The sequence below is a fragment of the Stenotrophomonas sp. FBCC-B152 genome (genome assembly GCF_059134105.1).
In genome coordinates this window covers 4,197,199-4,217,624 of sequence record NZ_CP101442.1, presented here as the reverse complement: position 1 = coordinate 4,217,624, position 20,426 = coordinate 4,197,199, and the positions used below count along the sequence as shown (strand labels likewise).

General features: G+C 61.3%; 26 protein-coding genes. 1 reads left to right on the top strand and 25 read right to left on the bottom strand.

From position 1 onward, the window contains the following. Nucleotides 1-51 precede the first annotated feature (51 nt). The 3 genes from NMB40_RS19060 to NMB40_RS19050 all read right to left on the bottom strand — a co-directional run bounded on the left by NMB40_RS19060 (nt 52) and on the right by NMB40_RS19050 (nt 3,212). Complete coding sequence (locus NMB40_RS19060) at nt 52-621, bottom strand: superoxide dismutase family protein (protein WP_494359474.1); 570 nt, start codon at nt 619-621, stop codon at nt 52-54. Between the two features lie 91 nt (nt 622-712). After that, on the bottom strand, nt 713-2,161 hold the full coding sequence (gene ntrC / locus NMB40_RS19055) for a nitrogen regulation protein NR(I) (protein WP_494359473.1): 1,449 nt from the start codon (nt 2,159-2,161) through the stop codon (nt 713-715). Further along, nucleotides 2,151-3,212 carry a two-component system sensor histidine kinase NtrB gene (locus NMB40_RS19050; RefSeq protein WP_494359472.1) on the bottom strand — a complete coding sequence of 354 codons (1,062 nt, stop codon included), beginning with the start codon at nt 3,210-3,212 and terminating at the stop codon, nt 2,151-2,153. Before NMB40_RS19050 ends, ntrC begins: the two co-directional genes overlap by 11 nt. A gap of 124 nt (nt 3,213-3,336) precedes the next feature. Here NMB40_RS19050 and NMB40_RS19045 point away from each other — a divergent pair, with 124 nt between their 5' ends. Next, nucleotides 3,337-3,900 (top strand): fasciclin domain-containing protein, encoded by a 564-nt coding sequence (locus tag NMB40_RS19045; RefSeq protein WP_494359471.1) that lies wholly within the window; start codon nt 3,337-3,339, stop codon nt 3,898-3,900. 114 nt (nt 3,901-4,014) lie between these two features. Here the strand turns inward: NMB40_RS19045 and NMB40_RS19040 are convergent, their stop codons facing one another. The 22 genes from NMB40_RS19040 to NMB40_RS18935 form a co-directional block, all read right to left on the bottom strand. Continuing rightward, nucleotides 4,015-5,028 carry a tetratricopeptide repeat protein gene (locus NMB40_RS19040; protein WP_494359470.1) on the bottom strand — a complete coding sequence of 338 codons (1,014 nt, stop codon included), beginning with the start codon at nt 5,026-5,028 and terminating at the stop codon, nt 4,015-4,017. Nucleotides 5,029-5,088: 60 nt separating this feature from the next. Further along, nucleotides 5,089-6,024: an HAD family hydrolase gene (locus tag NMB40_RS19035; protein ID WP_494359469.1), complete on the bottom strand. Its 936-nt coding sequence runs from the start codon at nt 6,022-6,024 to the stop codon at nt 5,089-5,091. A gap of 179 nt (nt 6,025-6,203) precedes the next feature. Beyond that, complete coding sequence (gene mltA / locus NMB40_RS19030) at nt 6,204-7,379, bottom strand: murein transglycosylase A (protein ID WP_494359468.1); 1,176 nt, start codon at nt 7,377-7,379, stop codon at nt 6,204-6,206. A 21-nt stretch (nt 7,380-7,400) separates the two neighbouring features. Further along, nucleotides 7,401-8,156 (bottom strand): N-acetylmuramoyl-L-alanine amidase, encoded by a 756-nt coding sequence (locus tag NMB40_RS19025; protein WP_494359467.1) that lies wholly within the window; start codon nt 8,154-8,156, stop codon nt 7,401-7,403. A 694-nt stretch (nt 8,157-8,850) separates the two neighbouring features. Beyond that, nucleotides 8,851-9,198 (bottom strand): hemagglutinin repeat-containing protein, encoded by a 348-nt coding sequence (locus NMB40_RS19020; protein ID WP_494359466.1) that lies wholly within the window; start codon nt 9,196-9,198, stop codon nt 8,851-8,853. 143 nt (nt 9,199-9,341) lie between these two features. Beyond that, complete coding sequence (locus tag NMB40_RS19015) at nt 9,342-10,118, bottom strand: hypothetical protein (protein WP_494359465.1); 777 nt, start codon at nt 10,116-10,118, stop codon at nt 9,342-9,344. 30 nt (nt 10,119-10,148) lie between these two features. Continuing rightward, complete coding sequence (locus NMB40_RS19010; RefSeq protein ID WP_494359464.1) at nt 10,149-10,787, bottom strand: hypothetical protein; 639 nt, start codon at nt 10,785-10,787, stop codon at nt 10,149-10,151. Nucleotides 10,788-11,095: 308 nt separating this feature from the next. Continuing rightward, on the bottom strand, nt 11,096-11,482 hold the full coding sequence (locus NMB40_RS19005) for a hypothetical protein (protein ID WP_494359463.1): 387 nt from the start codon (nt 11,480-11,482) through the stop codon (nt 11,096-11,098). A 100-nt stretch (nt 11,483-11,582) separates the two neighbouring features. Next, nucleotides 11,583-12,029: a hypothetical protein gene (locus NMB40_RS19000; RefSeq protein ID WP_494359462.1), complete on the bottom strand. Its 447-nt coding sequence runs from the start codon at nt 12,027-12,029 to the stop codon at nt 11,583-11,585. A gap of 98 nt (nt 12,030-12,127) precedes the next feature. Continuing rightward, on the bottom strand, nt 12,128-12,700 hold the full coding sequence (locus NMB40_RS18995; protein WP_494359461.1) for a hypothetical protein: 573 nt from the start codon (nt 12,698-12,700) through the stop codon (nt 12,128-12,130). Between the two features lie 273 nt (nt 12,701-12,973). Further along, nucleotides 12,974-13,423, bottom strand: a complete 450-nt coding sequence (locus tag NMB40_RS18990) for a hypothetical protein (RefSeq protein WP_494359460.1) — start codon at nt 13,421-13,423, stop codon at nt 12,974-12,976. Next, nucleotides 13,420-13,890: a hypothetical protein gene (locus NMB40_RS18985; RefSeq protein WP_494359459.1), complete on the bottom strand. Its 471-nt coding sequence runs from the start codon at nt 13,888-13,890 to the stop codon at nt 13,420-13,422. The genes NMB40_RS18990 and NMB40_RS18985 overlap by 4 nt, the downstream gene beginning before the upstream one ends. A gap of 105 nt (nt 13,891-13,995) precedes the next feature. Beyond that, nucleotides 13,996-14,520, bottom strand: coding sequence for a VENN motif pre-toxin domain-containing protein (locus NMB40_RS18980; RefSeq protein WP_494359458.1), 525 nt, complete (start codon nt 14,518-14,520; stop codon nt 13,996-13,998). Continuing rightward, nucleotides 14,469-16,043, bottom strand: a complete 1,575-nt coding sequence (locus NMB40_RS18975) for a hemagglutinin repeat-containing protein (RefSeq protein WP_494359457.1) — start codon at nt 16,041-16,043, stop codon at nt 14,469-14,471. Before NMB40_RS18975 ends, NMB40_RS18980 begins: the two co-directional genes overlap by 52 nt. A gap of 54 nt (nt 16,044-16,097) precedes the next feature. Then, nucleotides 16,098-16,556: a DUF6911 family protein gene (locus NMB40_RS18970; RefSeq protein ID WP_494359456.1), complete on the bottom strand. Its 459-nt coding sequence runs from the start codon at nt 16,554-16,556 to the stop codon at nt 16,098-16,100. Nucleotides 16,557-16,648: 92 nt separating this feature from the next. After that, a complete protein-coding gene (locus tag NMB40_RS18965) occupies nt 16,649-17,062 on the bottom strand; it encodes a hypothetical protein (RefSeq protein ID WP_494359455.1) in 414 nt (137 codons plus the stop codon). Nucleotides 17,063-17,727: 665 nt separating this feature from the next. Next, nucleotides 17,728-18,114 carry a hypothetical protein gene (locus NMB40_RS18960; protein ID WP_494359454.1) on the bottom strand — a complete coding sequence of 129 codons (387 nt, stop codon included), beginning with the start codon at nt 18,112-18,114 and terminating at the stop codon, nt 17,728-17,730. A gap of 122 nt (nt 18,115-18,236) precedes the next feature. Next, nucleotides 18,237-18,584: an immunity 8 family protein gene (locus NMB40_RS18955; RefSeq protein ID WP_494359453.1), complete on the bottom strand. Its 348-nt coding sequence runs from the start codon at nt 18,582-18,584 to the stop codon at nt 18,237-18,239. 281 nt (nt 18,585-18,865) lie between these two features. After that, nucleotides 18,866-19,120 (bottom strand): MafI family immunity protein, encoded by a 255-nt coding sequence (locus NMB40_RS18950; protein ID WP_494359452.1) that lies wholly within the window; start codon nt 19,118-19,120, stop codon nt 18,866-18,868. A 191-nt stretch (nt 19,121-19,311) separates the two neighbouring features. Next, entirely contained in the window at nt 19,312-19,674 is a 363-nt protein-coding gene (locus NMB40_RS18945; protein WP_494359451.1) for a DUF596 domain-containing protein, read from the bottom strand. Continuing rightward, a complete protein-coding gene (locus tag NMB40_RS18940) occupies nt 19,671-20,042 on the bottom strand; it encodes a hypothetical protein (protein WP_494359450.1) in 372 nt (123 codons plus the stop codon). The genes NMB40_RS18945 and NMB40_RS18940 overlap by 4 nt, the downstream gene beginning before the upstream one ends. 137 nt (nt 20,043-20,179) lie before the next feature. Further along, a complete protein-coding gene (locus NMB40_RS18935) occupies nt 20,180-20,392 on the bottom strand; it encodes a hypothetical protein (RefSeq protein WP_494359449.1) in 213 nt (70 codons plus the stop codon). Nucleotides 20,393-20,426: the final 34 nt, after the last annotated feature.

Here is a 20,426-nt window from a genome sequence, read left to right as displayed (position 1 = left end):
GGATCTCCTTGCGGGTAACGAGTGGAAAAGCGACGTCGGCGGCCAGCGCGTTCAGCGCGTGACCTTGATGACGCCGCAGGCGATACGGGCGCCGGCGTTGCCGGCCGGCTGGCTGCGGTAATCGTCCGCGTTGGCATGCACCACCAGCGCGCGGCCGACGATATCGGTGGCTGCACCGCCGCCGAGGGTAACCGCTGGCAGGCGCACATCGACGGCGACCCGGCCCTGCGCGTCCGCGCGCAGGTTGTCCATGTCGCCGGCGTGATGCGCACCAGCGCCGTTGCGGCCATGCGGCTGGTTGGCCGGATTGAAATGCGGACCTGCACTGCTGGCGTCAACGGCACTGCAGTCGCCGCGCTCATGCACGTGGAACGCGGCGGTCTGCATCGGCTGCAGGCCGCCGATGGTGCCGGTGATGTGCACGCCTTGCGCATCGGGCACCAGCGCCAGACGGCCGCTGACAATGCTGGCCGAGGCCGGCGCCAGGTTGGCTTCGGCCAGCTTGGCGGTGCTCACCACCGGTACGGCCGGCACCGGCGCGCTGCGCTGCTCGGGCGCGGTACCGCAGGCGGCCAGCACCAGCAGTGTCGGCATCAGCAGGGCGAGTTGGGAACGGCGCATCGGAAACTCCTTGTCTGCAAACTAACGTCAGGGTCGTCCACGGACCATGAAAGGCACCGCGACGCGGTGCTTACATGCCATGAACAGGGATTCATCCGCCGCGCCGGCGCCCCGCGCCGAGTTTGCGGGTCAGGGTGTTGCGGCCCATGCCCAGGCGCGCGGCGGCTTCGGCACGGCGGCCGTGGGTGATCTGCAGCGCCGCTTCCAGCAGCGCCTGGTCCACCCGGTCGCGCACCTGCGCATGCAGCCCTTCGGCGCCTTCGGCCAGGCGCTGGCGCGCCCACGCCGACAGCATGGACTCCCACTGGCTGGGGTCGCCATGCACGCGCGTGCGCGGACCGGCGCCGCGATGCAGCGCGCTGTCCACGTCGGCCACGCCGATGGTGTCCGAGGCGGCAAGCGCGGCCATGCGCCAGCACACGTTTTCCAGCTCGCGCACGTTGCCGGGCCAGTCGTGCTCGCGCAGTGCCTGCAGGGCGGCGGCGGTGAGCCGCTTGGGCGGCGTATCCAGCTTGCGCGCGGCGGCGGCCAGGAAGGTATCGGCCAGCTGCGCGACGTCATCGCGGCGCTCGCGCAGCGGCGGCAGGCGCAGCCGCACCACGTCCAGCCGGTGCAGCAGGTCGGCACGGAACCGCCCCTGCGCCACCAGCGTTTCCAGGTCCTGGTGGGTAGCGGCGATCACGCGCACATCCACCCGGATCAGCTCGCGGCCGCCGACGCGGAAGAACTCGCCTTCGGCCAGCACGCGCAGCAGGCGGGTCTGCAACGGCAGCGGCATGTCGCCGATTTCATCCAGGAACAGCGTGCCGCCATTGGCCTGCTCGAAGCGGCCCACATGGCGGCGCTGCGCCCCGGTGAATGCGCCGGCCTCATGGCCGAACAGCTCGCTTTCCAGCAGTTCGGAGGGAATGGCGGCGGTGTTGAGCGCCACGAACGGGCCCTGCACGCGCGGCGATTCGTGGTGCAGCGCGTGCGCCACCAGTTCCTTGCCGGTGCCGGTCTCGCCGTTGATCAGCACCGACAGCGGCGCCTGCGCGAGGCGGCCGATGGCGCGGAACAACGCGCGCATGGCCGGGGTGTCGCCGACCAGTTGCGGGCGCTGGTCGGGCGCGGGCTCCACCAACGGGGGGCTGGGCTCGACGAGGGTGGTGTCCGGTTCGGGCAGCACGCGCTGGGCCAGCGCCACGGCATCGTCCAGGTCGAACGGCTTGGACAGGAATTCCTGCGCGCCGCCGCGGAACGCACCGGCGGTGCTGGCCACATCGGTATAGGCCGACATCACGATCACCGGCAGTTGCGGGTGCGCGGCCTTGAGCTTGTCCAGCAGCACCAGCCCATCATCGCCGGGCATGCGCACATCGGTGAACAGCAGGTCCGGCGGGGGTTGGCTGGCCAGCATGTCCAGCGCCGCCGCCGCGCCATCGAAGCCTTCCACTGCATAGCCGGCATCGCGCAGCGCGGTGCACAGCACGAAACGCACCGCGCGGTCGTCATCCACCACCCAGACACGCTGGGCGGTGGTTTGGCTGTCATCCGCCATGCGCGGTCTCCTCGGCAGCGGGGGTGCCCTGCCCGATCGGCAGCTGCACGGTGAATACGGTATGGCCCGGGCGCGAGCGGTAGGTCAGCGTGCCGCGGTGTTCGCGCGCCACCTGCTGGGCCAGCGCCAGGCCCAGCCCGGTGCCTTCGGCGCGGCCGCTGACCAGCGGCAGGAACAGGTGTTCGGCCAGCGTCTCGGGCACGCCACGGCCGTCATCGGCGATTTCCAGGCGCAGCGCCATCGGCTGCAGCTGGTCGCCGATGCGCACGCCATGCTCCACCCGGGTGCGCAGGGTGACGGTACCGGCCCCGGCCTGGATCGCATTGCGCACCAGGTTCCACACCGCCTGGGTGAGGCGGTCGGCGTCGCCCTCGAATTCGGGAATGCTGGGGTCGTAATCGCGCTGCAGCCGCACCGCCCAGCCGCCTTCGCTTTCGGCCAGGCGCAGCACGCGCTCCAGCGAGGCGTGGATGTTGAGAGGCGCGTGTGGCGCGGCCGGGGCTGGGGACAGCAGCTGTTCCAGCAGGCCGTTCAGGCGTTCGATTTCCGAGCCGATCAGCTCGATCAGCTCGCGCTCTTCCGGGTCGCGCTGCGCACTGCGCCGGGCCAGCAGCTGGGCCGCGCCCTTCAGGCCGGCCAGCGGGTTGCGCAGCTCGTGGGCCAGGCCTTTGAGGGCGGCACTCAAGGCGCTGGGCAGGGCCTGGGTCGGATCGAGGCCAGGGAATTCATCCACCGGGTGCGCTTCCAGCAGCCAGCCATCTTCCTCATGCCGGCTCAGCCAGCCCTCGGCGAAGCGCGGGGCCTCCCCGGGCAGTGCAAGAGCGAGCCGGTGCAGCCGCAGGGTGTCGCGTTCGCCGCGTGCCAGGAAATGGGCCAGCGCCTCGCCCTGCACCTCCAGCGAGGCCAGCGGCTGGCCCAGCAGGCGCCGCACGCTCACCCCCAGCCAGCGCGCAAAGGCCGGGTTGCAGCCGGCGACGCGGCCTTCGGCGTCGGCCCAGGCGACCGGGGTGCCAAGGACTTCAAGGGACGGGGACGGTGGAGCGGCGGTCATTGCACCAATGTAGTGCAAAACGGGGGTCTGTTGCCCCTCCTGCACGGCGCTGCATCTATTCGGCGAGCGGCGACGTACCTTCCATGTCCTCAATCCGAGGACCGAAGAATCCCGGAGACACACCATGCGCGCCATTGCTCAACGCATCACCGCCATTGCCGGTTTCACCGTGCTGTTTACCAGCGCTTCGTTCAGCTACGCCGCCGACACCGTCATGGTCGGGGGTGCAGCCATGTACCCGAACAAAACCATTGTCGAGAACGCCGTCAACTCCAAGGACCACACCACCCTGGTCGCGGCCGTAAAGGCTGCCGGCCTGGTCGATACGCTCAACGGCAAGGGGCCCTTCACCGTCTTTGCGCCCACCAACGCTGCCTTTGAGAAGCTGCCCGCCGGCACGGTCGAGACCCTGCTCAAGCCCGAGCACAAGGCAGACCTGACCAAGCTGCTCACCTACCACGTGGTGCCGGGTACCTATACCTCGACGCAGCTGCTCGCCGACGCAAAGATGCACAACGGCATGACCACCCTGAAGACCGTGCAGGGCGAGCCGCTGACCATCAAGCTGCACGAGGGCAAGCTGTGGGTGGTGGATGCGAAGGGCGGGAAAGCAGGCGTCTCGATTGCGGACGTGAAGCAGTCCAACGGCGTGATCCATGTCGTTGATAGCGTCCTGATGCCGAAGTAACGTTACGAACTTGACGGACATCCAGCGGGATGTCCGTCTGTCGTAGAGCCACGCCCTGCGTGGCTGCTCTTCGTTCGGAACCGCGAAGCCACGCAGGGCGTGGCACTACGGCTGTTACCGTAGTGCGCGCCGAGCTGGACACTCATCCGGGTTGAACGATCCGTAGATGCGCATGATTTCGAGATTGGTGAGCGCGCCGCGGTATCCCTGCGCGGCAGCCTCGCAGTACCAGGCGATGCTCGCGTCTTCGTCCTTGGCGACGCCGACCCCAGTGGAATAGAGGTATCCCAGCCGCGTCTGTGCGGGCGCGTACCCTGCGGTGGCCGCCTTGCGGTACCAGTTGAACGACTGGGCCTCGTCCTTCTGCACCCCGATGCCTTTGCCGTAGATGTCGCCGAGCCGCGTCTGCGCCTGGATGTCGCCGCGCTCTGCGGCCGCTACCAGATCTTCCACGGGGCCAAAGGCTCCCGGGCTTTGGGCCTCGCTGCACCACACCTCGTATTCGCCGCGATACAGGCAGAGCGCCATGCGGGACTGACTGACGCCGAGTTGGGATCTGTCCTGCAGCGCTGCCTTGCCGTACCACCGCTTGGCTTCATCATCGTCTTTGGCGAGACCTGCGCCGCCCCGCTGATACAGGCTGGCAAGGTTGTGCTGCCCGGCGGGAGAGCCCTGCTCGGCCGCCTTGCGCAGCCAGACCAGCGCCTGGGCGTTGTCTTGTTCCACGCCCTGTCCATTGAGATACAGCATGCCCAGATCGGACTGTGCAATCACTTCGCCCTGCTCCGCTGCCTTGCGCACCCAGACGACGGCCTGGGCCTCGTCCTTGGGCACGCCGATTCCACGCAGGTAGAGCGCACCCAGTTCGGATTGGGCAGGGCCGTAGCCCTGGTCAGCCGCCTTGCGATACCAGGCGGCGGCCTTCGCCGCATCTTTGCGGACACCTGCACCGCTGAGATACAGATTGGCCAGCTGGTATTCCGCTTTCGCATCCCCGGCTTTCGCAGCGGTCTGCACGCGTTTCAGCAAGGCTGCCTCGACATCGCCGAGCGCATGGGCGCTGCAGGCGAACATAGCCATACCGATGAACAACACTACGCGGCCAAGGGGTCGAATCACGCCTTCCATGGACTTTCTCACTCGTCATCATCTCCAGATGTTCTGGTGGGGATGATATCGGGTCCGCTGCTAATCCACGAAGACCTTGGCCCAGTCATCCCGGACGCTGACCAGCGGCCAGCCGCGCTCCTTCGCCAGCGCCACGGACTTCTGGGCGCCGGAGGTATAGGCGATGTCACGCACGTCATCATCATGGGTGACCAGCAGTGCCAGCGACGGCCCATCGCCCTGCGTGGCGAACTGCAGCATCTGGATGTCGCCGTTGGAGTTTCCGGCCGCGAAGATCGGGCGGCCGCCGATCCTGCTCCAGATCCGCACCACCTTGTTGGGGCCGTCATCGAATACCTCCAGTTTGGAGGTGTGGACCACCTTGCCGATGCCGTTCTCTTCCCGGTATTCCAGCAGGACCGTGGTACCCACCACGCGCTCGGGCGGAATGCCGTACAGCTCGTGGGTGATGGGCCGCATGAAATCGCGCCCGCCACCGGAGACGATGTAATTGGTGAACTGGTTGGCTTCCAGATAGTGCAGCAGCTCGCGCATCGGCGCGTAGGCGGTCTTGAGGTAGGGCCGCTTCAGTACCGGGTTGTGCTCGGTGCGCAGGAAGTGTTCGGCCTTCTTCGCGAATTCACCGACTTCATCATCCACGTAGGCTGACAGCAGGCCTGCGGCCATCTGCTTGAGCTGGGTGTCATCGCCTTCGTAGTGCTTGGTGATGACATCGCCCAGCCAGGCCTGGTCCCGGCCGTGCACGGCCTTCCACGGCTGTTTGTCGCGCAGGGAGGGATCGGCCTCGGCCTGCTCGGCGATGCGGCGCAGCAGAAAGTCGGCCTGGATGGGCATGGGCTTTTCGCACCACAGGCAGCCATCGTTGTCGAAGACCGCGATGCGGGCTGCGGGCGCGACGTAGTCCGGGCCGCCTTCCAGCGTGACCCGCGCAACGAAGGAGATGATGGCCTGGCGGGTGGCGCCGTGGTTCCAACTTTTGAGCAGCCCTTCGTGCATGGTCCGGTCTCCGCAGCATGAGCGGAAATGCTAGCCCGGGGGTGGCGGGGGGCCTGCGCAGAATCACTGTGTGTGGTGCAGTAGTTGTACTGACCGTAGAGCCACGCCCTGCGTGGCTTCGCGGTGCCGGAGCGAAGTGCAGCCACGCAGGGCGTGGCTCTACGAGCGTTTGCGCAGCATCAATTGTCTGTAGACGTCGCCGCCGGCAATGCGGCGCCCTTTGGCCACAGCAGCCATAGGTTGCCCTTCTGCTTCATGTCCCCGGCCAGCTTGCCGGCGGCATCGCCGGTGCCCCAGTACAGATCGGCGCGGACTTCGCCGGCGATGGCACCGCCGGTGTCCTGCGCGGCCACCGGGCGCACTACCGGGCTACCGTCCGGGCGCGTGGTGGACAGCCACAGCAGGCTGCCCAGCGGCACCACGGTGCGGTCCACCGCGACGCTGTAGCCGGCGGTGAGCGGCACGTTCAAGGAACCACGCGGGCCTTCGTCGCCGTCCGGCCCCTTGGTGAAGAACACATAGCTGGGGTTGCTGGCCAGCAGCTCGGTCACGCGCTGCGGGTGGGCGTCGGCCCAGGCGCGGATGGCGTCCATGGTGACGTCTTCCTTCTTCAGCTCGCCCTGCGCCACCAGCCAGCGGCCGATCGGCCGGTAGGGGTGGCCGTTCTGGTCGGCGTAGGCAATGCGCAGTTGGCGGCCGTCGTCCAGGCGGATGCGGCCCGAGCCCTGGATCTGCAGGAACTGCAGGTCCATCGGGTTGGACAGCCAGGCCAGCACGGGCGCGTTGACGCCCTTGGCGGAAATCTTCGCCGCGTCGTCGTAGGGGCGGAGCACGCGGCCCTCCACGCGGCCGCGCAGGCGCTTGCCCTTGAGTTCGGGGTAGAGCTCATCAAGCTGCACGCTGACCATGTCGGTCGGTACGCCGTAGACCGGTACCGGCGTCTTGGTGGTCCGAGTGAGGCTGCCGCTGTACACCGGCTCGTAATAGCCGGTGATCAGGCCGTCGGCGCGGTGGCCGCCAGCACGCAGCGAGTAGACCTCCAGGTGGTCCTGCAGGAACTGGTGGATGGCCGTTGGGTTGATTGCAACGTTCGCGGCGGCCGCGCAGGTGGACGCCCAGGTGGCATCGGTCTTCAGGCGTGGGCAGGCGCTGCGCCAGGCGCCAAAGCCGGCCTGCAGGTCGCTGTCGCTGACGGCGGGGAGTGCTTTCCAGTCGGCCTTGGCGTAAGTGGCGGGACTGGTAGACGGCGGTGCATCAGGCTTGGGGGCGCTGACGCTGCAGGCGGTGAGCAGGGACGGGCCAAGGAGGGTCAAGGCAGGGTGCTTGAGTGCGGCGGTGATGCGCTTGGCCTTCATGGATGCTCGTTCTGGGCGGTGTCAGCGGTTGATTGTAGGTAGGCGTTGCTGAAGCAGCGAATGCAGGATGCGGGCGTCTTCGGCGTCGAGGGTGCCCGGCAGGTCGTCGCGGCCACGGAAACGGCGGTGGAAGGCGCCGGCTGCGGCGGCACGGTCGTCCAGCGGGTAGCCGAAGGCCTCCAGCGCCAGCCACGGGTCGAAGCCTTCCGGCGCCGGGCCATCATCGGCGCGCGGCCACACCCCGAAACCCGCCTCGGCCAGCTGCTGCCACGGGAAGTAGCGGCTGGGGTCCTGCTTCCGGGCCGGTGCCAGGTCGGCGTGGGCGATGATCTGGCTGCGCGGGATGTTCAGGCGCGTGCACAGATCGTCCAGCAGGCGGATCAGCGCGGCGATCTGGTCGGCGGCAAACGGACTGCTGCCATCGTTGTCGATCTCGATGCCGATCGACGCGGAGTTGAGATCGGTGATGGTGCCCCAGCGGCCGCCGCCGGCGTGCCAGGCACGCCGGTTGTCAGCCACAAGCTGGTAGATATTTCCGTCGGACCCCACCAGGTAATGCGCACTGACCTTGCCGCCGCTGTTGGCGGTACGCAGGGTGTACAGGCTCTGCTGCACGTTGTCCTGGTCGGTGTGGTGCAACACGATGATGACCGGGTTGCGCGCGTTGTGGTTCGGCGAAGGCACCCAGATGGCCAACGGGCTGCGCACATCGGTGCTGGCGCAGGATGCGAGCAGTAGGGTGGTGAGCAGCACGAGCGAGAGGCGGAATCGGCGCATTACCCGATTGTGCTTGATTCGGCGGCCGGGTGCGCGGGGTGCAGGGGAGATGGCCCAACACGCTGTGGCTGCGGCTGCGTACTGCGAATGCTCCGTCCCAAGCCCTGCCTACAGCTTGAACCCCTTGCTGAGAACTTCAACCCCATCGAGCACTACCGTGCAGCGCTTTGCGTTTGCGGCAGGCATCAGCTTGCCCAGCAGCGGACCGAGCGCGGTGTAGAAGGGCCCCAACCTTCTTGCCATCCTGCGGCCATCACTGATGTCCTGAATCAATCGTAAGAGAACTGAACGGAAATACGATCGGACGAATTGTTCAAGGTTCCAAGTGCCCCTGCTCCCGGGTCGACGCTGCCACCGTTGGGAAGTCACTCGTATAGGAACCCAACCGATAGCCGCTGGGACGCGACATCAAGAGAGAACTCGCAGGCATTCCAAGGCAGCCGGCCATTCGTCAAGCCGTTAGAAACGTACCAATTGCGGAGCTCAACAATCAGCTTCATCAGACTCTCTAGGCTTTTTCCGTCAGGACTCAACCATTCCACCCCACCGTCCTTTCGGATAACGTCTACTTCAAAATCGCACACATCAGACTCAGGCGCCAACCTAGCTCGCATCGTTAGCCTATCGGCGCTAGGCGGAGAAATTCCAGTGAGAATGGATGAAACATCAAGATAGACATCGTCATCGCTGCGCATCACGTTCCACCAGGGAAGTTGTTGAAATTTCTTATCGCAGGCCTAGACCCAACTACAGGGTACTCGACCCTAAACGAGCTAGGACGGGGTCCTGCGGCCGAATCCACGTTGTTGATCAGGTCGATGAACGGCGACTTGATCCGCGCGAACACGCCGATCTCCAGGTCCTTGTCGCTCTGCGAGTTGTAGCCGGTCTCGTTGGCGGTGAGCAGTTCGATCTCTGCCGCCGTGATGTTCACGTCCTGCGCGGCCACCACGTTGCTGGCGACCTGGGTGTACTTGCCGCCGGCACCCAGGTTCACGTTGCCGCCTAGGCTGCCCACGGTGCTGGCCACCTGCGAGACCATGCCGCTGTCGTCGTCGTGCTGCTGGCGGTGCCGGCCGGCGAACTCGCCTTCGGTGGTGGCCAGCGCACACTAAGGCCCCCTTCTAGAAGAGGTACTTTCTATCTAGGGCTTTGCATACTCAGCAATATCAAAGACCTGACCAATTAAAATGGTGACGTGACATCAGGCATATCATCATAAGCGCGAAGAAGGGTCTCAGAAGGCGTCAGACCAGGCTCCCGCACGCCGTACACGATTTGCAGCCACGTCGCTGCACGGATTCCTTGCCCGCCCCCCAGCCAATTTTCCTGTAGGTTCTCGCGCAGCATCCTCCTCCCAGCTGCGAAAAGTTTCTCTTGGGAGCTGGGTTGACGAGCGGTTGCATCTAGCAGGAGAGCATAAACGAACTTCTTCGGAGACAGGTTGCCCGAAATAGAGAATTTCGATTGGTCACCCATCCAATGCTCGTACATCTCCATACCGGCCTCCCAATGATCCGGCCCTGCCAGCCAGGAGTAGGCCATGTAGTCATCCAAGCCGCCACCGCTGACAATCTCATGACGGGTCCACACGCGGTCACCGAGGCGCCAGGCAGCTTCGGCCGAAACGCGAGCACCATCCCAGTCCCCCTCGCGAGGAACGCCATCGAGCAGCCAGGACGCAACGCCGCGAGCGTGGTGTAGCCTGCTTCGATAGAAATGCAGATTCTTGCCAAAGCTCTCTTGAATCGATATTGCCTGATCGATCCAGCCAACGGCCCGGGGCAACATCGGTTCTACCGACTCATAACGACCCAACAGGACTCCGAAGATGCAGTTCTCAATCTTCGCGATGGCGACGTTACCCATAGGACGGCTTGCGTCATAGGAAGTGGCCATGAAGTAATGGATCATCTCTTCAGAGAAGCCATTGTCTCTTAGACGGACTGGATTGAAGATCATTGCCTACTCAAAGCACAGTCAATACGAAATTCAAATACTAGAAACTTGGAAGATGGGACCATCTCCGACCGGAACTCCGCAATCTTCAAAAATTCTCTGTAGAGCGCGGGAAAAACCATCTGCGCGCGCTGACTCCTGCTGGTCAGACGACACCTTGACAGCGACTTCCACGCACCTCTCAAGCAGATTCGCATACGAGATTGCATCACTCGCGCCTGCGAAACTGCGGTTCGGATACATCTCTGGAGATACGGCAGCCTGTTGGCGAAGCCCCTTCGCCAGAATCGATGCGACCTCCTGGTTCAGCAGGCCGTGAGCTGCAAGCAGCTCAACGCACTTGGCCGTGCCAACAACATACGTTCCGACCCAGAATTTAGTGGACTCCCAGTTATCCGTCCCATTGGCGTCCGGATCAGATCTCGACATCCGCTCAAAGTATTCAACACGGGATAGCTGCCCCATACCGTCACCGCATGGATACAGCTTGACCAGGTCTGATTCGACGCATCTGTAAAGAGCATCTACTGCGACTTGCCAGTCAACTCCAGCGTCCCCGCTTTCCATGAGGAATACCTGCGCGGGATAGTCGTCAAGGGCAACCAACTGCAACGTCTCCCGCATGAACCTGGCGAGCTCCACCTTCATTTCGCCAATCTTAGTCGATAGCATCTATAGCGCCTCGAGCGGGGAACTTGAACTGCGCGACTCTCTTTCCAGTTATGGCCATGATGGTAGCACTCTCAACCTCCACCGCTGCTGTTGTCAGGCTGCGCGAGTTGTCGGTACCGAACGGCGGGAAGCTGGTGTTGTCGGCAAAGCCCCAGCCCTTGCCGCTGCTCTGTCTGGTGCTGGATTCCGTGCTGTGGGCCCCATCGCACACGATGTTACCGACCTGTTGGGGGAGAGACAGTTCTGGCTTGGGCAAGTGTTGTCCATCTCGGCACTTGGGAGCTTGGTCTCGGCTTGTTCGATCTTCGTCATCTGGTTTCGCCTGATGTCCCGACGATCCGTAGACCTGCGATGTCCCTCACCGCGTAAAGGGTCTCGAACTGAAATGACACTACGAACGCGAACGGCTGCGAAGCGGCGTAGATCTGAATGAACGCCACTATGTCCGCCCAGCTGCTGTGCAGATTATCGGTCCTGTAGTGGAACGAACCTCTCAGCCCGACGCGCCAATCTGCCCGCACCGATTCAGCCAAGAGGTGCTGAGGAGAACAGTCGTACTCGAACCCAAACTGACAGTGCGAACTCTGAAAGAATCCCGAGACTGACGCGCCCTCAGCATCCAGCCGGACATCCAAGGCTTTCAAGGAACAGGCAATACTCTCCATGCTCGCACCCTGCTCGATCTCAATGCACATTGTGAGACTCACGACTTCCCCTTGAGCATGTTCGCCTCCACGTCAATTATCATCTGCGCAGCCCTGGCATCAGCCTCGAACAGAACCAACCGAGATGCAATCAGGACAATGAGGACACAACGCGTGCAGCAATTGCATGCGAGTTGTCGACGGCTGAAATTGCCTCGCAAATCGCCTCAGACGACGAATGCAGCGACTCCTCCTCGAGGGCGAACAGCAGTGCCGACAAGGCTCGAGCCCTGCTGAATGCCGCGAGGTAACCGTTGTCTTCCGATGAGTCACTGGCGTCATGGAGGTCGAGGTACTCCTCGTCGGCTTGTTCTGTGAGAATTTTCACCCTCTCAATCTCAGGAGCTGAAACGTAGCGACCTGAATTCAGTTCGCCGAGAACGGAGAGAACGGAGAGAACGGAGAGAACGACACGATCGTGCACCTGCGCGTACTCGACTGCATAGACACACGCGGCTAGTGCGGCAGCCTTTCTTTGCGAAGGGCTGGCCCGCCTCAATCGGGTCATCAGATCCACAGACACCTTTTCCAACCTCATCTTTCTTCACCCGTTCTCGAAGACACCCTCGTCGCTTCCTTCGGCTTCTACCTTAGCGGCTTGAACATCCGTGCCCCTCGGAGCAGGAATCCACCTCTCTACAGCGGCAGCCCACAAGTGATGTCCTGACGGGTGGCTCTCGCCCTGAGGTTTGCCCATGCATTGGCACGGGGGCCTGGCGCTGCGATATCTGCAAGATCCTCAAACTGCCGCGCGGCCTCGATGTAAGCGCATGAGGCAGGCTCCCTAAGAAATGCATCCAAAGATCCTGCGTCGCTCGTCCCCTCCGGGTTTTGGGCGGCGTCGACCGCGTTTGCCAGCTCGACTGCGATCTTCAATATGCTCTCCGGCTGGACAGCGCGGCCTTGTAGAGCTTCCCTTGTCATCAGGATTGAATCCGTGGCCATGAGTACCAGCTCATCAGATAGCGACTCAATCTCGAATTCTTCCGGGACCAAGAACTGCGTGCCTTCTACAGGCTTCTTCTCCCACATAGCGTCCAACAGAGCTTTCAGGCTGGACTGATCACACGGGTCGCGAGTATCCGGTCGAGAAAGCACGAAGAACATCCGCTCGCATGCAGAGAGCACTACAGCCACTGCGGCGTCCCGCCCTAAAGGAGCAAGCCGATTCGATAGCTCTTCAATGTATCGGTCATAGGCGTCACTCATTCATGCGCTCTCTCGTGGCTGCGGCCAGATCTACTTCTACGAAATCGGCAAACACCTCTTCCGGAGAGGAGCCATAGTGGTTGATACATGATTTGGATGTGCCCTAGCGCTCGTACTACGCTGGAAGAAGTCCAAGAATTCTAGGGGCGCAAAGAAGCTCCGACCATTCAACATCTCCTACCAGAGCAACCATGTTGGTCTCAGCCATTCGGACAAGCAAACCTGCGGCAGGCTCGCCTGTGATCGCGTGCGCAGTAGAGGTTCATCAGGCCCTCATTTCTGTTCGCGCCTCGTAGGCGCACGAAGCAAGCGGGGCCAGATGAGCATGTAAAGGACTCCCGCCACCAGACCAATAACGACGAAAGACGCCACTCTCTTTGGCGCCCAATTCAGCCAGAAACTACTGCTCGCCCAGATGTTGTTCCAAGCGCCACGCGCAAAGGCACCCTCGACAACAAGCCAGGCAAGCACTGCACATACGGCACCCAGCGCTACGTGGCGAAGCTTCGCGTGTGGAAAGAACGCATCGGCAGCTAGGATGGCGGGGAAGCCAAGGATCACGCCGAACACGGCCGCCACAATACCGATGATTGAGGAAAAGTAGACGGTCTCAAGTGCCGTTCCCGCCGTGACGCTGAACGGTACGCCGATCAGGAGCGCCCCGGTAATGCCGGCGCTGAGTGCAACGGCCACGATCTTCGATAACGTAACACGCTGGTTCACTGGCATACCTCGACAAGCTTTCCTTGAGAATCACGAGTACTCATGCACTTCTGCTTTGAGGGAAACTCACTCCACGGCCACTGGAACTCGCTTACTTGCTCACCAATGTCGCGCGTATTTGGGGCCCAGACAAAGTCATCCGCCCATGAATTGGAATTACTGAGCGGACTGCTGCCTGTCCCCCAACCTCTCGTCGACACGGAAAATCCTTCGTGCCCATCAGGAACAATTTGACGAATTACAAAGCCAGGATCGAGCGCATGTGCGCCCGGCACGGTGATATTGATGAGACTGCTGGTACTTGGATCGATCAAGTGAGTTACATAGCCCAGCGAGAAAGTCATGATGGACAGGTAGCTGACTACCCCATTCCCCGCCAGCCCCTTTCCATCGGCACCCGGGCCTGCAAATCTCCGAAGAGCATCGAACTGCTGGACCACGTTACCACAGGAACTTGCATAGCTCATTGCACAAGCAATCGATGTAGTCTCGTACTCATGCGGCTGCTTTGTGCTCCCCGCGGCCCACTCATATCCGTTGAACGCTTTCTGGAAGAACGTCCCTGGAACGCCCTACGTGTAGCTCAGGGCCTTTACCGCGTCAACCAGTGCATCTTTCCCAACGCTTCCGCTCAAGTAGTTTGGCAATCCAGCAGACATGTTTGCGGCCAGCAACAACGCGTAGGTCTCGACATCCGAGATCGCTCCAAATGCAAGTTTGTCTACGTTACTTTTTGCTCTATCAGCGTCATAGATGTCACCGAACGCGCGTGCTCCGCCAAAGATCTCCGGAATCAATGCGTTCACGCACTCTTGGGTGTCGCACGAGAGCAGCCTGGCGTTGTTTGTAGCGCTGCGACTCTCTGCTTCTCGAACTACGGCAGTGCGGCATGCGTCGTCACCTGCATCGCACTGCTGCAGCTTTGCACTGAGGACCTCCACGTCTCGGTTGCTCAGGAAATTGTTCTTTACCGCGTTGCTTGCGATGTTCGCGCCGAGTGCACCTCCACTCAGTCCATTTCCACCCAATCTACCTGCCAGGACACCTACCGCCTGTGACAAAGCTTCGATTGTCTGTTTCTGTTGCTCATCAAGCATCGCGGGATTATCACCGTAGAGTGCCGAGGTAAGGTACTTGGCAGCCAGCTCACCACCTGCCGCCGCAACTGCGCCGTTGCCGGCGGCGCCTCCGTTGGCTTCGGCCAGCAGGGCTCCAAGCACCGCGTGGGAGATGAGCTGCAGCGTGGCGTCCGGGTTATCACCATGGTTCGGATCGAACTGGCTTCCGATGAAATGCGCTGCGCTGCGTAGGGTGCAAGCGCGTTGGCCGCCACTTGGCCACCGCCTTGCCCGGCGACGCTGCCGACGGTGGCGGTGGTCACCGCATCCAGCGCGCGGCTGTACGCGCCGCCGGTCGCCCACTTCTGCGCATCCTGGTAGTCGTCGGGCGTGGACAGTACTTCACCCTGCGCATCCGGCGACTTCGCCAGGAACTCAGCCCTGGCCTTGTCGCTGTCGAGCGACTCGAGATACGCGTTCCTTGCCGCGTTGGTTTTGGCGGCCGCCACGTCCCCTGCAATCTGCTTGCTGGTAGACACCACAGTACCTGCGGCAGACGACATCGCCTGCTGCTCCTGCATCAACTTCTGCAGGTCCGACAGCGAGTTGATCGCCTCATGGGCCTTGCTGGCGTCGGTGTTCACGCCCAGCTCGGCGGCCGTGACCTTCTTGCCACCGATGGTGATGTTGCCTTCGGTCAGCGTCGCGTAGGTCGTGGAGCTGTCGCTGCCACTGGTGGTCATCGGCACGCCACCACTGAAGTTGCTGCCGTCTGCCTGGCCGTACTTGCCGTTCGCTACGTTGCTGCCGATGTCCTTGAACTGACCGGCAGCGTTCGGGCGAGCGATCGGATTGCCGCTCGCGTCGGTGGGCTTCTCCCCCTCCGCTCCGAACCCACCACTGATGCTGGCCGAGCTCGCCCGGTAGTCCATCTCGTTCTTGAGATCGGTGAAGGTGAGCGTCTGTGCGGTCAGCTCGCTGTTGGCCGCATTGGTGCTGGCAATGGCGCCACCCACCAGGTTCACGTGCCCGGCGTCTACGTGGTAGCCGCCGTCTCCGGCGAACAGGCCGGACTGCTGCCCCACGCCCTTGTAGCTGCCGTTGGCCTTGCTGGCGCTGGCATAGCCGCTGGCATCCCACGCGGTGCCGAGCGAGACCTGCACGCGGCCACCCACCTGGCTGTCCTTGGACATGCTCTCGGCAATGTCCTGCAGCGATTCGATGGTGAGCGTGCCGCCGGTCTTGACGTCGATGCGGTCGGCCGTTGCGGTTGCACCGCGCAGGGTGGTGTCACCTTCTGCCTTCAGCGAGATGTTCTGGCCGGTGAGGGTGGTGTTCTGCCAGGTGCTGCTGTCGGAGTTGGACTTGCTGCTGCCCACACTGGCTTCGGCATACACGTACACGCCGGTCTGCGCGCCAACCGATACGCCCACGCCCACTTCGGCGCCTGCGTTGTTGCTCTTGCTCTTGTCCTGGAGGTGCGCCTTGCCTGCTTCCAGCAGGATGTCGCCGGCCGAATCCAGCGCCAGCGTGTTGCCGGCGCTGAGGTTGCCCTGCACCACGTGGATGTCGCAGCTGGTGAACTTACTTATCAGCTGCCCAATCAGCTGCCAACGTTACCGAGGCTTCCTATCCCATCGCGATCGAAATCCGTTCAATTCGATAGAAATATCACCATGCCGGAACAACTCTTGAAACAATCTCAACGCATGCGAAACGTCTGAGGTTACTGTCCGCGCGTCCCATTCATCATCACCGAACTTTTCCGTACCCATGAAGGGCCGCTCCTCTGGCTCCCACCATTCAAGCAAATCAAACTTAGGATCCGCTGATCGCGTCAGTGCAACAAGTCTGCACTTCCCACCGATCGACTTCATCGTAAGTTCCTTAACCAGTCCAGTGGCTGGTGCAATGACGCGCAGGTCTACGAATCCACCATTCTCAAAAACTCGATTTACTTCGGAATCAACGCGACTCCACACCGGCCTCTCAGTCACAGTAGCGCCAGCGCCTGCGGACTTTTCGAAAGCACATAATTCCACTACTACTGTGATCTCATCTACGTCGTCAATCATTCGGTTCAATGCCTTCCTTGAGTTCACAGTGATACGAGGCCGCGTTTCGCATCAATGGCGACTGCGGCCTTTCAACAGCGCTAGCCTGAGCATCAGTCGAAGAACCGAATATCAAAACCATCCTCGTCGGGAGATTCGTAGCCGAGACGCGCGCTTCCGTCGGGCGAGTAAACAACGAATCGACCGGTGGCAAGCTCCACGTCATGGACGAAGTCCCCAACTGCCACACTGACTCCGAGAGCTGCGGACATCTTGGTCGCTACGAGGCCTAGTGCTTCGCCATAGACGTCCGCGGCGCAGTGAGCAGTCAGGAGGACAGGATATTTGCTGGTGGAGCGCGCGACGTAGAATCCAACCAACTCGTCCCTTTCTGCCAACGGGCGCAGCCAGTAGTCCTCATCATCGATCACTCGATCATCATCCGCACCAAGAGAGCGTGCGAGACCGTCCCGCAATGTATCGAGGTCGATGTCAGCCGAAATTGAGAGCTCTAGAATGTTGATCATGACTTTCCTGACGTTGCCGTGTTGGCTTCGCGCCATCCAGACAGCTTACCAAGCCTCGCTTCCGCTGGCCTCGGCCAGGTCTTCCATCATTCGATCCACTTTCTGCCTGCATCTCCTGCATCGCGATCATCAGGCTTCCGCTCCTTCGCTAGCGTGCTCGGCATCCTCTTGCCAACCATACGCACTCGCAACATCCTGCAGGTGCGCCTTGCCAAGCTCCAGAATCGCTCACAAAGACGTAGTTGGATCCGCAGCGTCGGCGTGGAGACTCAAACCACGCAGGAGGAGCAAGAAACGAGCCAGGGAATCGAGCAAGCCAGCATTTTCCCTGTCAGAGTGTTCCAACATCCATCTCTCAAGACCATCATCACCTCTCGGCACCTCTACAAGCCCTCGGCATGCGTCGCAAAGGGCCGTCTGTAGAAATTCATTCGCCTTGAAGTACTCCGCGTCACGATCAAGTGGCGCCGCTGAACTAATGAGCTCTTGAACCCTCTCCGCATGCTGTTTCAGCCGAGTTCTGTCCAATGAATTCTCCATCTGATATCACCTATTTTGGATTCCTTGGATTGGCAAGCCGACCAGATTGGCAGCGGTAGCCGCAGAAGCAAGTCAGCCATAGCCAAGGGTTGGTCATCACTTGGTGCTGGCTTGCACGACCTTCGTCATCCCGCCTCGTTCGATAGACTGACAATCCGTAGACCTGCAACGTCTCTCACCACGTAAGCTGTCTCGAGCTGAAATGACACCACGAACTCGAACGGCTGAGACGCAGCATAGCGCTGGATGAACGCCACTATGTCCGCCCAGCTGCCGTGCAAATTATCTGCCCTGTAGTGAAACGAACCTCTCAGTCCGACGCGCCAGTCTACCTGTACCGATTCAGCCAAGAGGTGCAGAGGAGAAGAGTCGTACTCGAACCCAAACTGACAGTGCGAACGCTGAAAGAATCCCGAGACTGACGCCCCCTCAGCATCCAGCTGAACGTCCAAGGTCTTCAAGGAACAGGCAACGCCTTCCATGCTCGCGCCCTGCTCGATGTCAATGCACATTGTTAGACTCACGGTTTCCCCTTGAGCACGTTCGCCTTCATGGCGCTGAACAGATGCGCGGCCCTGGCATCAACCGTACACATGCGGTGGCGACCACCCCGCATCTTCTCAAAGACGAATATCTACTGAATGTAGTCGTCAAACTCCCACAGCAAAGTGCGGGACAGCTTATGTGCAATGTCCGACCAGGTTTCGCCTTGACAAGCGGCGACGTGCGCCACAATTTCCTTCTTGATTGCGCTGAGATCGTACTCCCCAACTATCAATAATCCTCGACCCCAGCGAGGACGCCATGACGAATTCTCCAACCAGGCGGGGCTGCACACCGTCACGTCGAAGTTGTCTGCCCCGGCAGAACCCTCTGCGCCGATCTTCAGCAAGAGATCTACCTTGAAGAATCCAGTGTCATCTGGAGTCCAGGTTTGAATATCGAAAGTGTCGCTTGAAATACTACGAAGAACGGCTTTCACGCATTTTCCTAGTCAGTAATGTTGAGGTGCCCGTTACTCAATCTTGTGCGATCGCCTGATGCCGGATCTACGCTGTACCTTTCGAAGTTTGCCTGCTTACCCGTAGTGGCTGCGAAGTGTAAGCGGGCGTTCGATAGATGAGTTCGAGCTGGGGCTTGAACACCCATACTGCAAGCAGGAGCGCACAGTAGAAGCTGCAATGCTGCTGTCGGTGCTGGACTTGTGGCTTCCCACGGCGGCTTTGGAGGACGCATAGCTGTCTCTTCGCGACGCGCTGCTGGCTAAGTCCGCAATCCATCAATGCATTTGAAGCGCGCCCCATGCAAGTCGAGACCGAAGTCATATCCAAGTGAGACCATCTCCATGTACTCCGCTTCCGTCAACGCCACATCAACCTCGCATATGTTGTCGCAGAGCATCTCGAATCCGCCCCTTGCTTCGTTGTGCTCCAAGAAATCCAATGCGCCATCGATGAGAACCAGGTCCATCCAGCCAAGGAGCTTGTCAGCGATCGCCAGAATTCTGTATTCGTACACTTAGGTCTCACTGTACTTGTTTGCCTGGACCTGCGCAGGTGAGAGGGCAGAACTTGAGCTCATGCTCGCTTTGGGTCATTTGGAGGTTCGCATTGCCCAAGTTCTTGGGATTCATCAACTACCACTGCTGACGGCGGATCAATCCGATCTGAGGATCGCTACGGGTTATCCATTCATCAGCATGGGTGCGTTCAAGTCCAAAAATCGCTCCCGTCTGCCACCTTCCAGACCAAGCCGCTCGGAGTCCAGCCTACGCCACTCTTGGTGATCCAGAACATGTCGTCATCCCAGTCATCCTCTGGCGGCCAAGCCTGCGAAAACTCATCAAGCTGCTCTGGAATTGGGGTGGCGAGTAATTGGCCCGCGGCCTGCAACTTTGCACGCCCCTCCTCCAGGATCAATCTCAGGACGATGAAGAACATCCTCTTCCCATCCTCGTATCCTACTTCCGGCCGGAACTCATAGGCCTTGTACCAGATCGCGTTGACGCCACACATTTCGACCTGCGCCGTGAACTCAGTAAGCTCACCGTCCGACAGAATGTAGCTACTCATTTGAACTTTACCTCGATCAGTCTAGCATTCAGTCCCGGCGGCTTAATGATATCAATTGTCCATCTTGCGCCCGTCGTGGCCGCAGAACTGGACCCACTTCGAAGATTAATCTTCACTCCGTCGGCGCGAGTGATCGTATAAATATCAGATTGCTGATCGCCAATCATTGCGCTCTTTGGAGTCCGCATGACGTCTGTACCACCGAGTTGCATGAAGTACCTTTCGATCATTGCATCCGATGCCCCGACGAACACCGGCGCACCTTTACTCACGGCAGGATCCGCCTTCAGATACTTCCCATCTATCGTCAATCTGAAGTCAGAAGGTTGCACACTCTTATCTGCGTACTGCTTCAGCAGTTCACCCATGCGCCGATCAGACTCGCAACAAGATCTATCGGTGCTGCAGGATGCTGGATCATCCCGTCGCCTCGGATGTTGTCAGGTTGCAAGTGCTATGGCAGAGATCCGTCAGGTTCCAGCTTCAGCGCGGATGCGGGGTTCGGCTAGACCGTCAGCAGCCTCTCTCGGGCTACGATCGCCTCTACCTTAGCCGACTGTGCACCGCTCTTCAGCAGGAGTGTTTCCGGCCCGACGACCAGCGACCCCACATCAAAGGTCAGCTTTCCCGAGAACTGCACCACACCTTCAAGGTTGGTGAAGCTACATTTGTTCCGCCCGCCGGAGAAGTAGTATGCGGCAGCGGCCGATTCTTCCATGTACGCATTGATGGACTTCGAGAGGCCATCCAGC

Excerpts from the sequence above, each read along its gene's own strand:
- NMB40_RS18945 (WP_494359451.1), bottom strand. The coding sequence starts at position 19,674 with ATGAGTAGCTACATTCTGTCGGACGGTGAGCTTACTGAGTTCACGGCG.
- NMB40_RS18980 (WP_494359458.1), bottom strand. The coding sequence starts at position 14,520 with ATGCTTGATGAGCAACAGAAACAGACAATCGAAGCTTTGTCACAGGCG.
- NMB40_RS19050 (WP_494359472.1), bottom strand. The coding sequence starts at position 3,212 with ATGACCGCCGCTCCACCGTCCCCGTCCCTTGAAGTCCTTGGCACCCCG.
- ntrC (WP_494359473.1), bottom strand. The coding sequence starts at position 2,161 with ATGGCGGATGACAGCCAAACCACCGCCCAGCGTGTCTGGGTGGTGGAT.
- NMB40_RS19025 (WP_494359467.1), bottom strand. The coding sequence starts at position 8,156 with ATGCGCCGATTCCGCCTCTCGCTCGTGCTGCTCACCACCCTACTGCTC.
- NMB40_RS18985 (WP_494359459.1), bottom strand. The coding sequence starts at position 13,890 with ATGAGCTATGCAAGTTCCTGTGGTAACGTGGTCCAGCAGTTCGATGCT.
- NMB40_RS19040 (WP_494359470.1), bottom strand. The coding sequence starts at position 5,028 with ATGGAAGGCGTGATTCGACCCCTTGGCCGCGTAGTGTTGTTCATCGGT.
- mltA (WP_494359468.1), bottom strand. The coding sequence starts at position 7,379 with ATGAAGGCCAAGCGCATCACCGCCGCACTCAAGCACCCTGCCTTGACC.
- NMB40_RS19045 (WP_494359471.1), top strand. The coding sequence starts at position 3,337 with ATGCGCGCCATTGCTCAACGCATCACCGCCATTGCCGGTTTCACCGTG.
- NMB40_RS18940 (WP_494359450.1), bottom strand. The coding sequence starts at position 20,042 with ATGGGTGAACTGCTGAAGCAGTACGCAGATAAGAGTGTGCAACCTTCT.
- NMB40_RS19010 (WP_494359464.1), bottom strand. The coding sequence starts at position 10,787 with ATGCTATCGACTAAGATTGGCGAAATGAAGGTGGAGCTCGCCAGGTTC.
- NMB40_RS19060 (WP_494359474.1), bottom strand. The coding sequence starts at position 621 with ATGCGCCGTTCCCAACTCGCCCTGCTGATGCCGACACTGCTGGTGCTG.
- NMB40_RS18935 (WP_494359449.1), bottom strand. The coding sequence starts at position 20,392 with ATGGAAGAATCGGCCGCTGCCGCATACTACTTCTCCGGCGGGCGGAAC.
- NMB40_RS18960 (WP_494359454.1), bottom strand. The coding sequence starts at position 18,114 with ATGTGCATTGACATCGAGCAGGGCGCGAGCATGGAAGGCGTTGCCTGT.
- NMB40_RS19015 (WP_494359465.1), bottom strand. The coding sequence starts at position 10,118 with ATGATCTTCAATCCAGTCCGTCTAAGAGACAATGGCTTCTCTGAAGAG.
- NMB40_RS19035 (WP_494359469.1), bottom strand. The coding sequence starts at position 6,024 with ATGCACGAAGGGCTGCTCAAAAGTTGGAACCACGGCGCCACCCGCCAG.
- NMB40_RS19000 (WP_494359462.1), bottom strand. The coding sequence starts at position 12,029 with ATGAGGTTGGAAAAGGTGTCTGTGGATCTGATGACCCGATTGAGGCGG.
- NMB40_RS18965 (WP_494359455.1), bottom strand. The coding sequence starts at position 17,062 with ATGATCAACATTCTAGAGCTCTCAATTTCGGCTGACATCGACCTCGAT.
- NMB40_RS18995 (WP_494359461.1), bottom strand. The coding sequence starts at position 12,700 with ATGAGTGACGCCTATGACCGATACATTGAAGAGCTATCGAATCGGCTT.
- NMB40_RS19020 (WP_494359466.1), bottom strand. The coding sequence starts at position 9,198 with ATGGTCTCGCAGGTGGCCAGCACCGTGGGCAGCCTAGGCGGCAACGTG.
- NMB40_RS19005 (WP_494359463.1), bottom strand. The coding sequence starts at position 11,482 with ATGTGCATTGAGATCGAGCAGGGTGCGAGCATGGAGAGTATTGCCTGT.
- NMB40_RS18970 (WP_494359456.1), bottom strand. The coding sequence starts at position 16,556 with ATGATTGACGACGTAGATGAGATCACAGTAGTAGTGGAATTATGTGCT.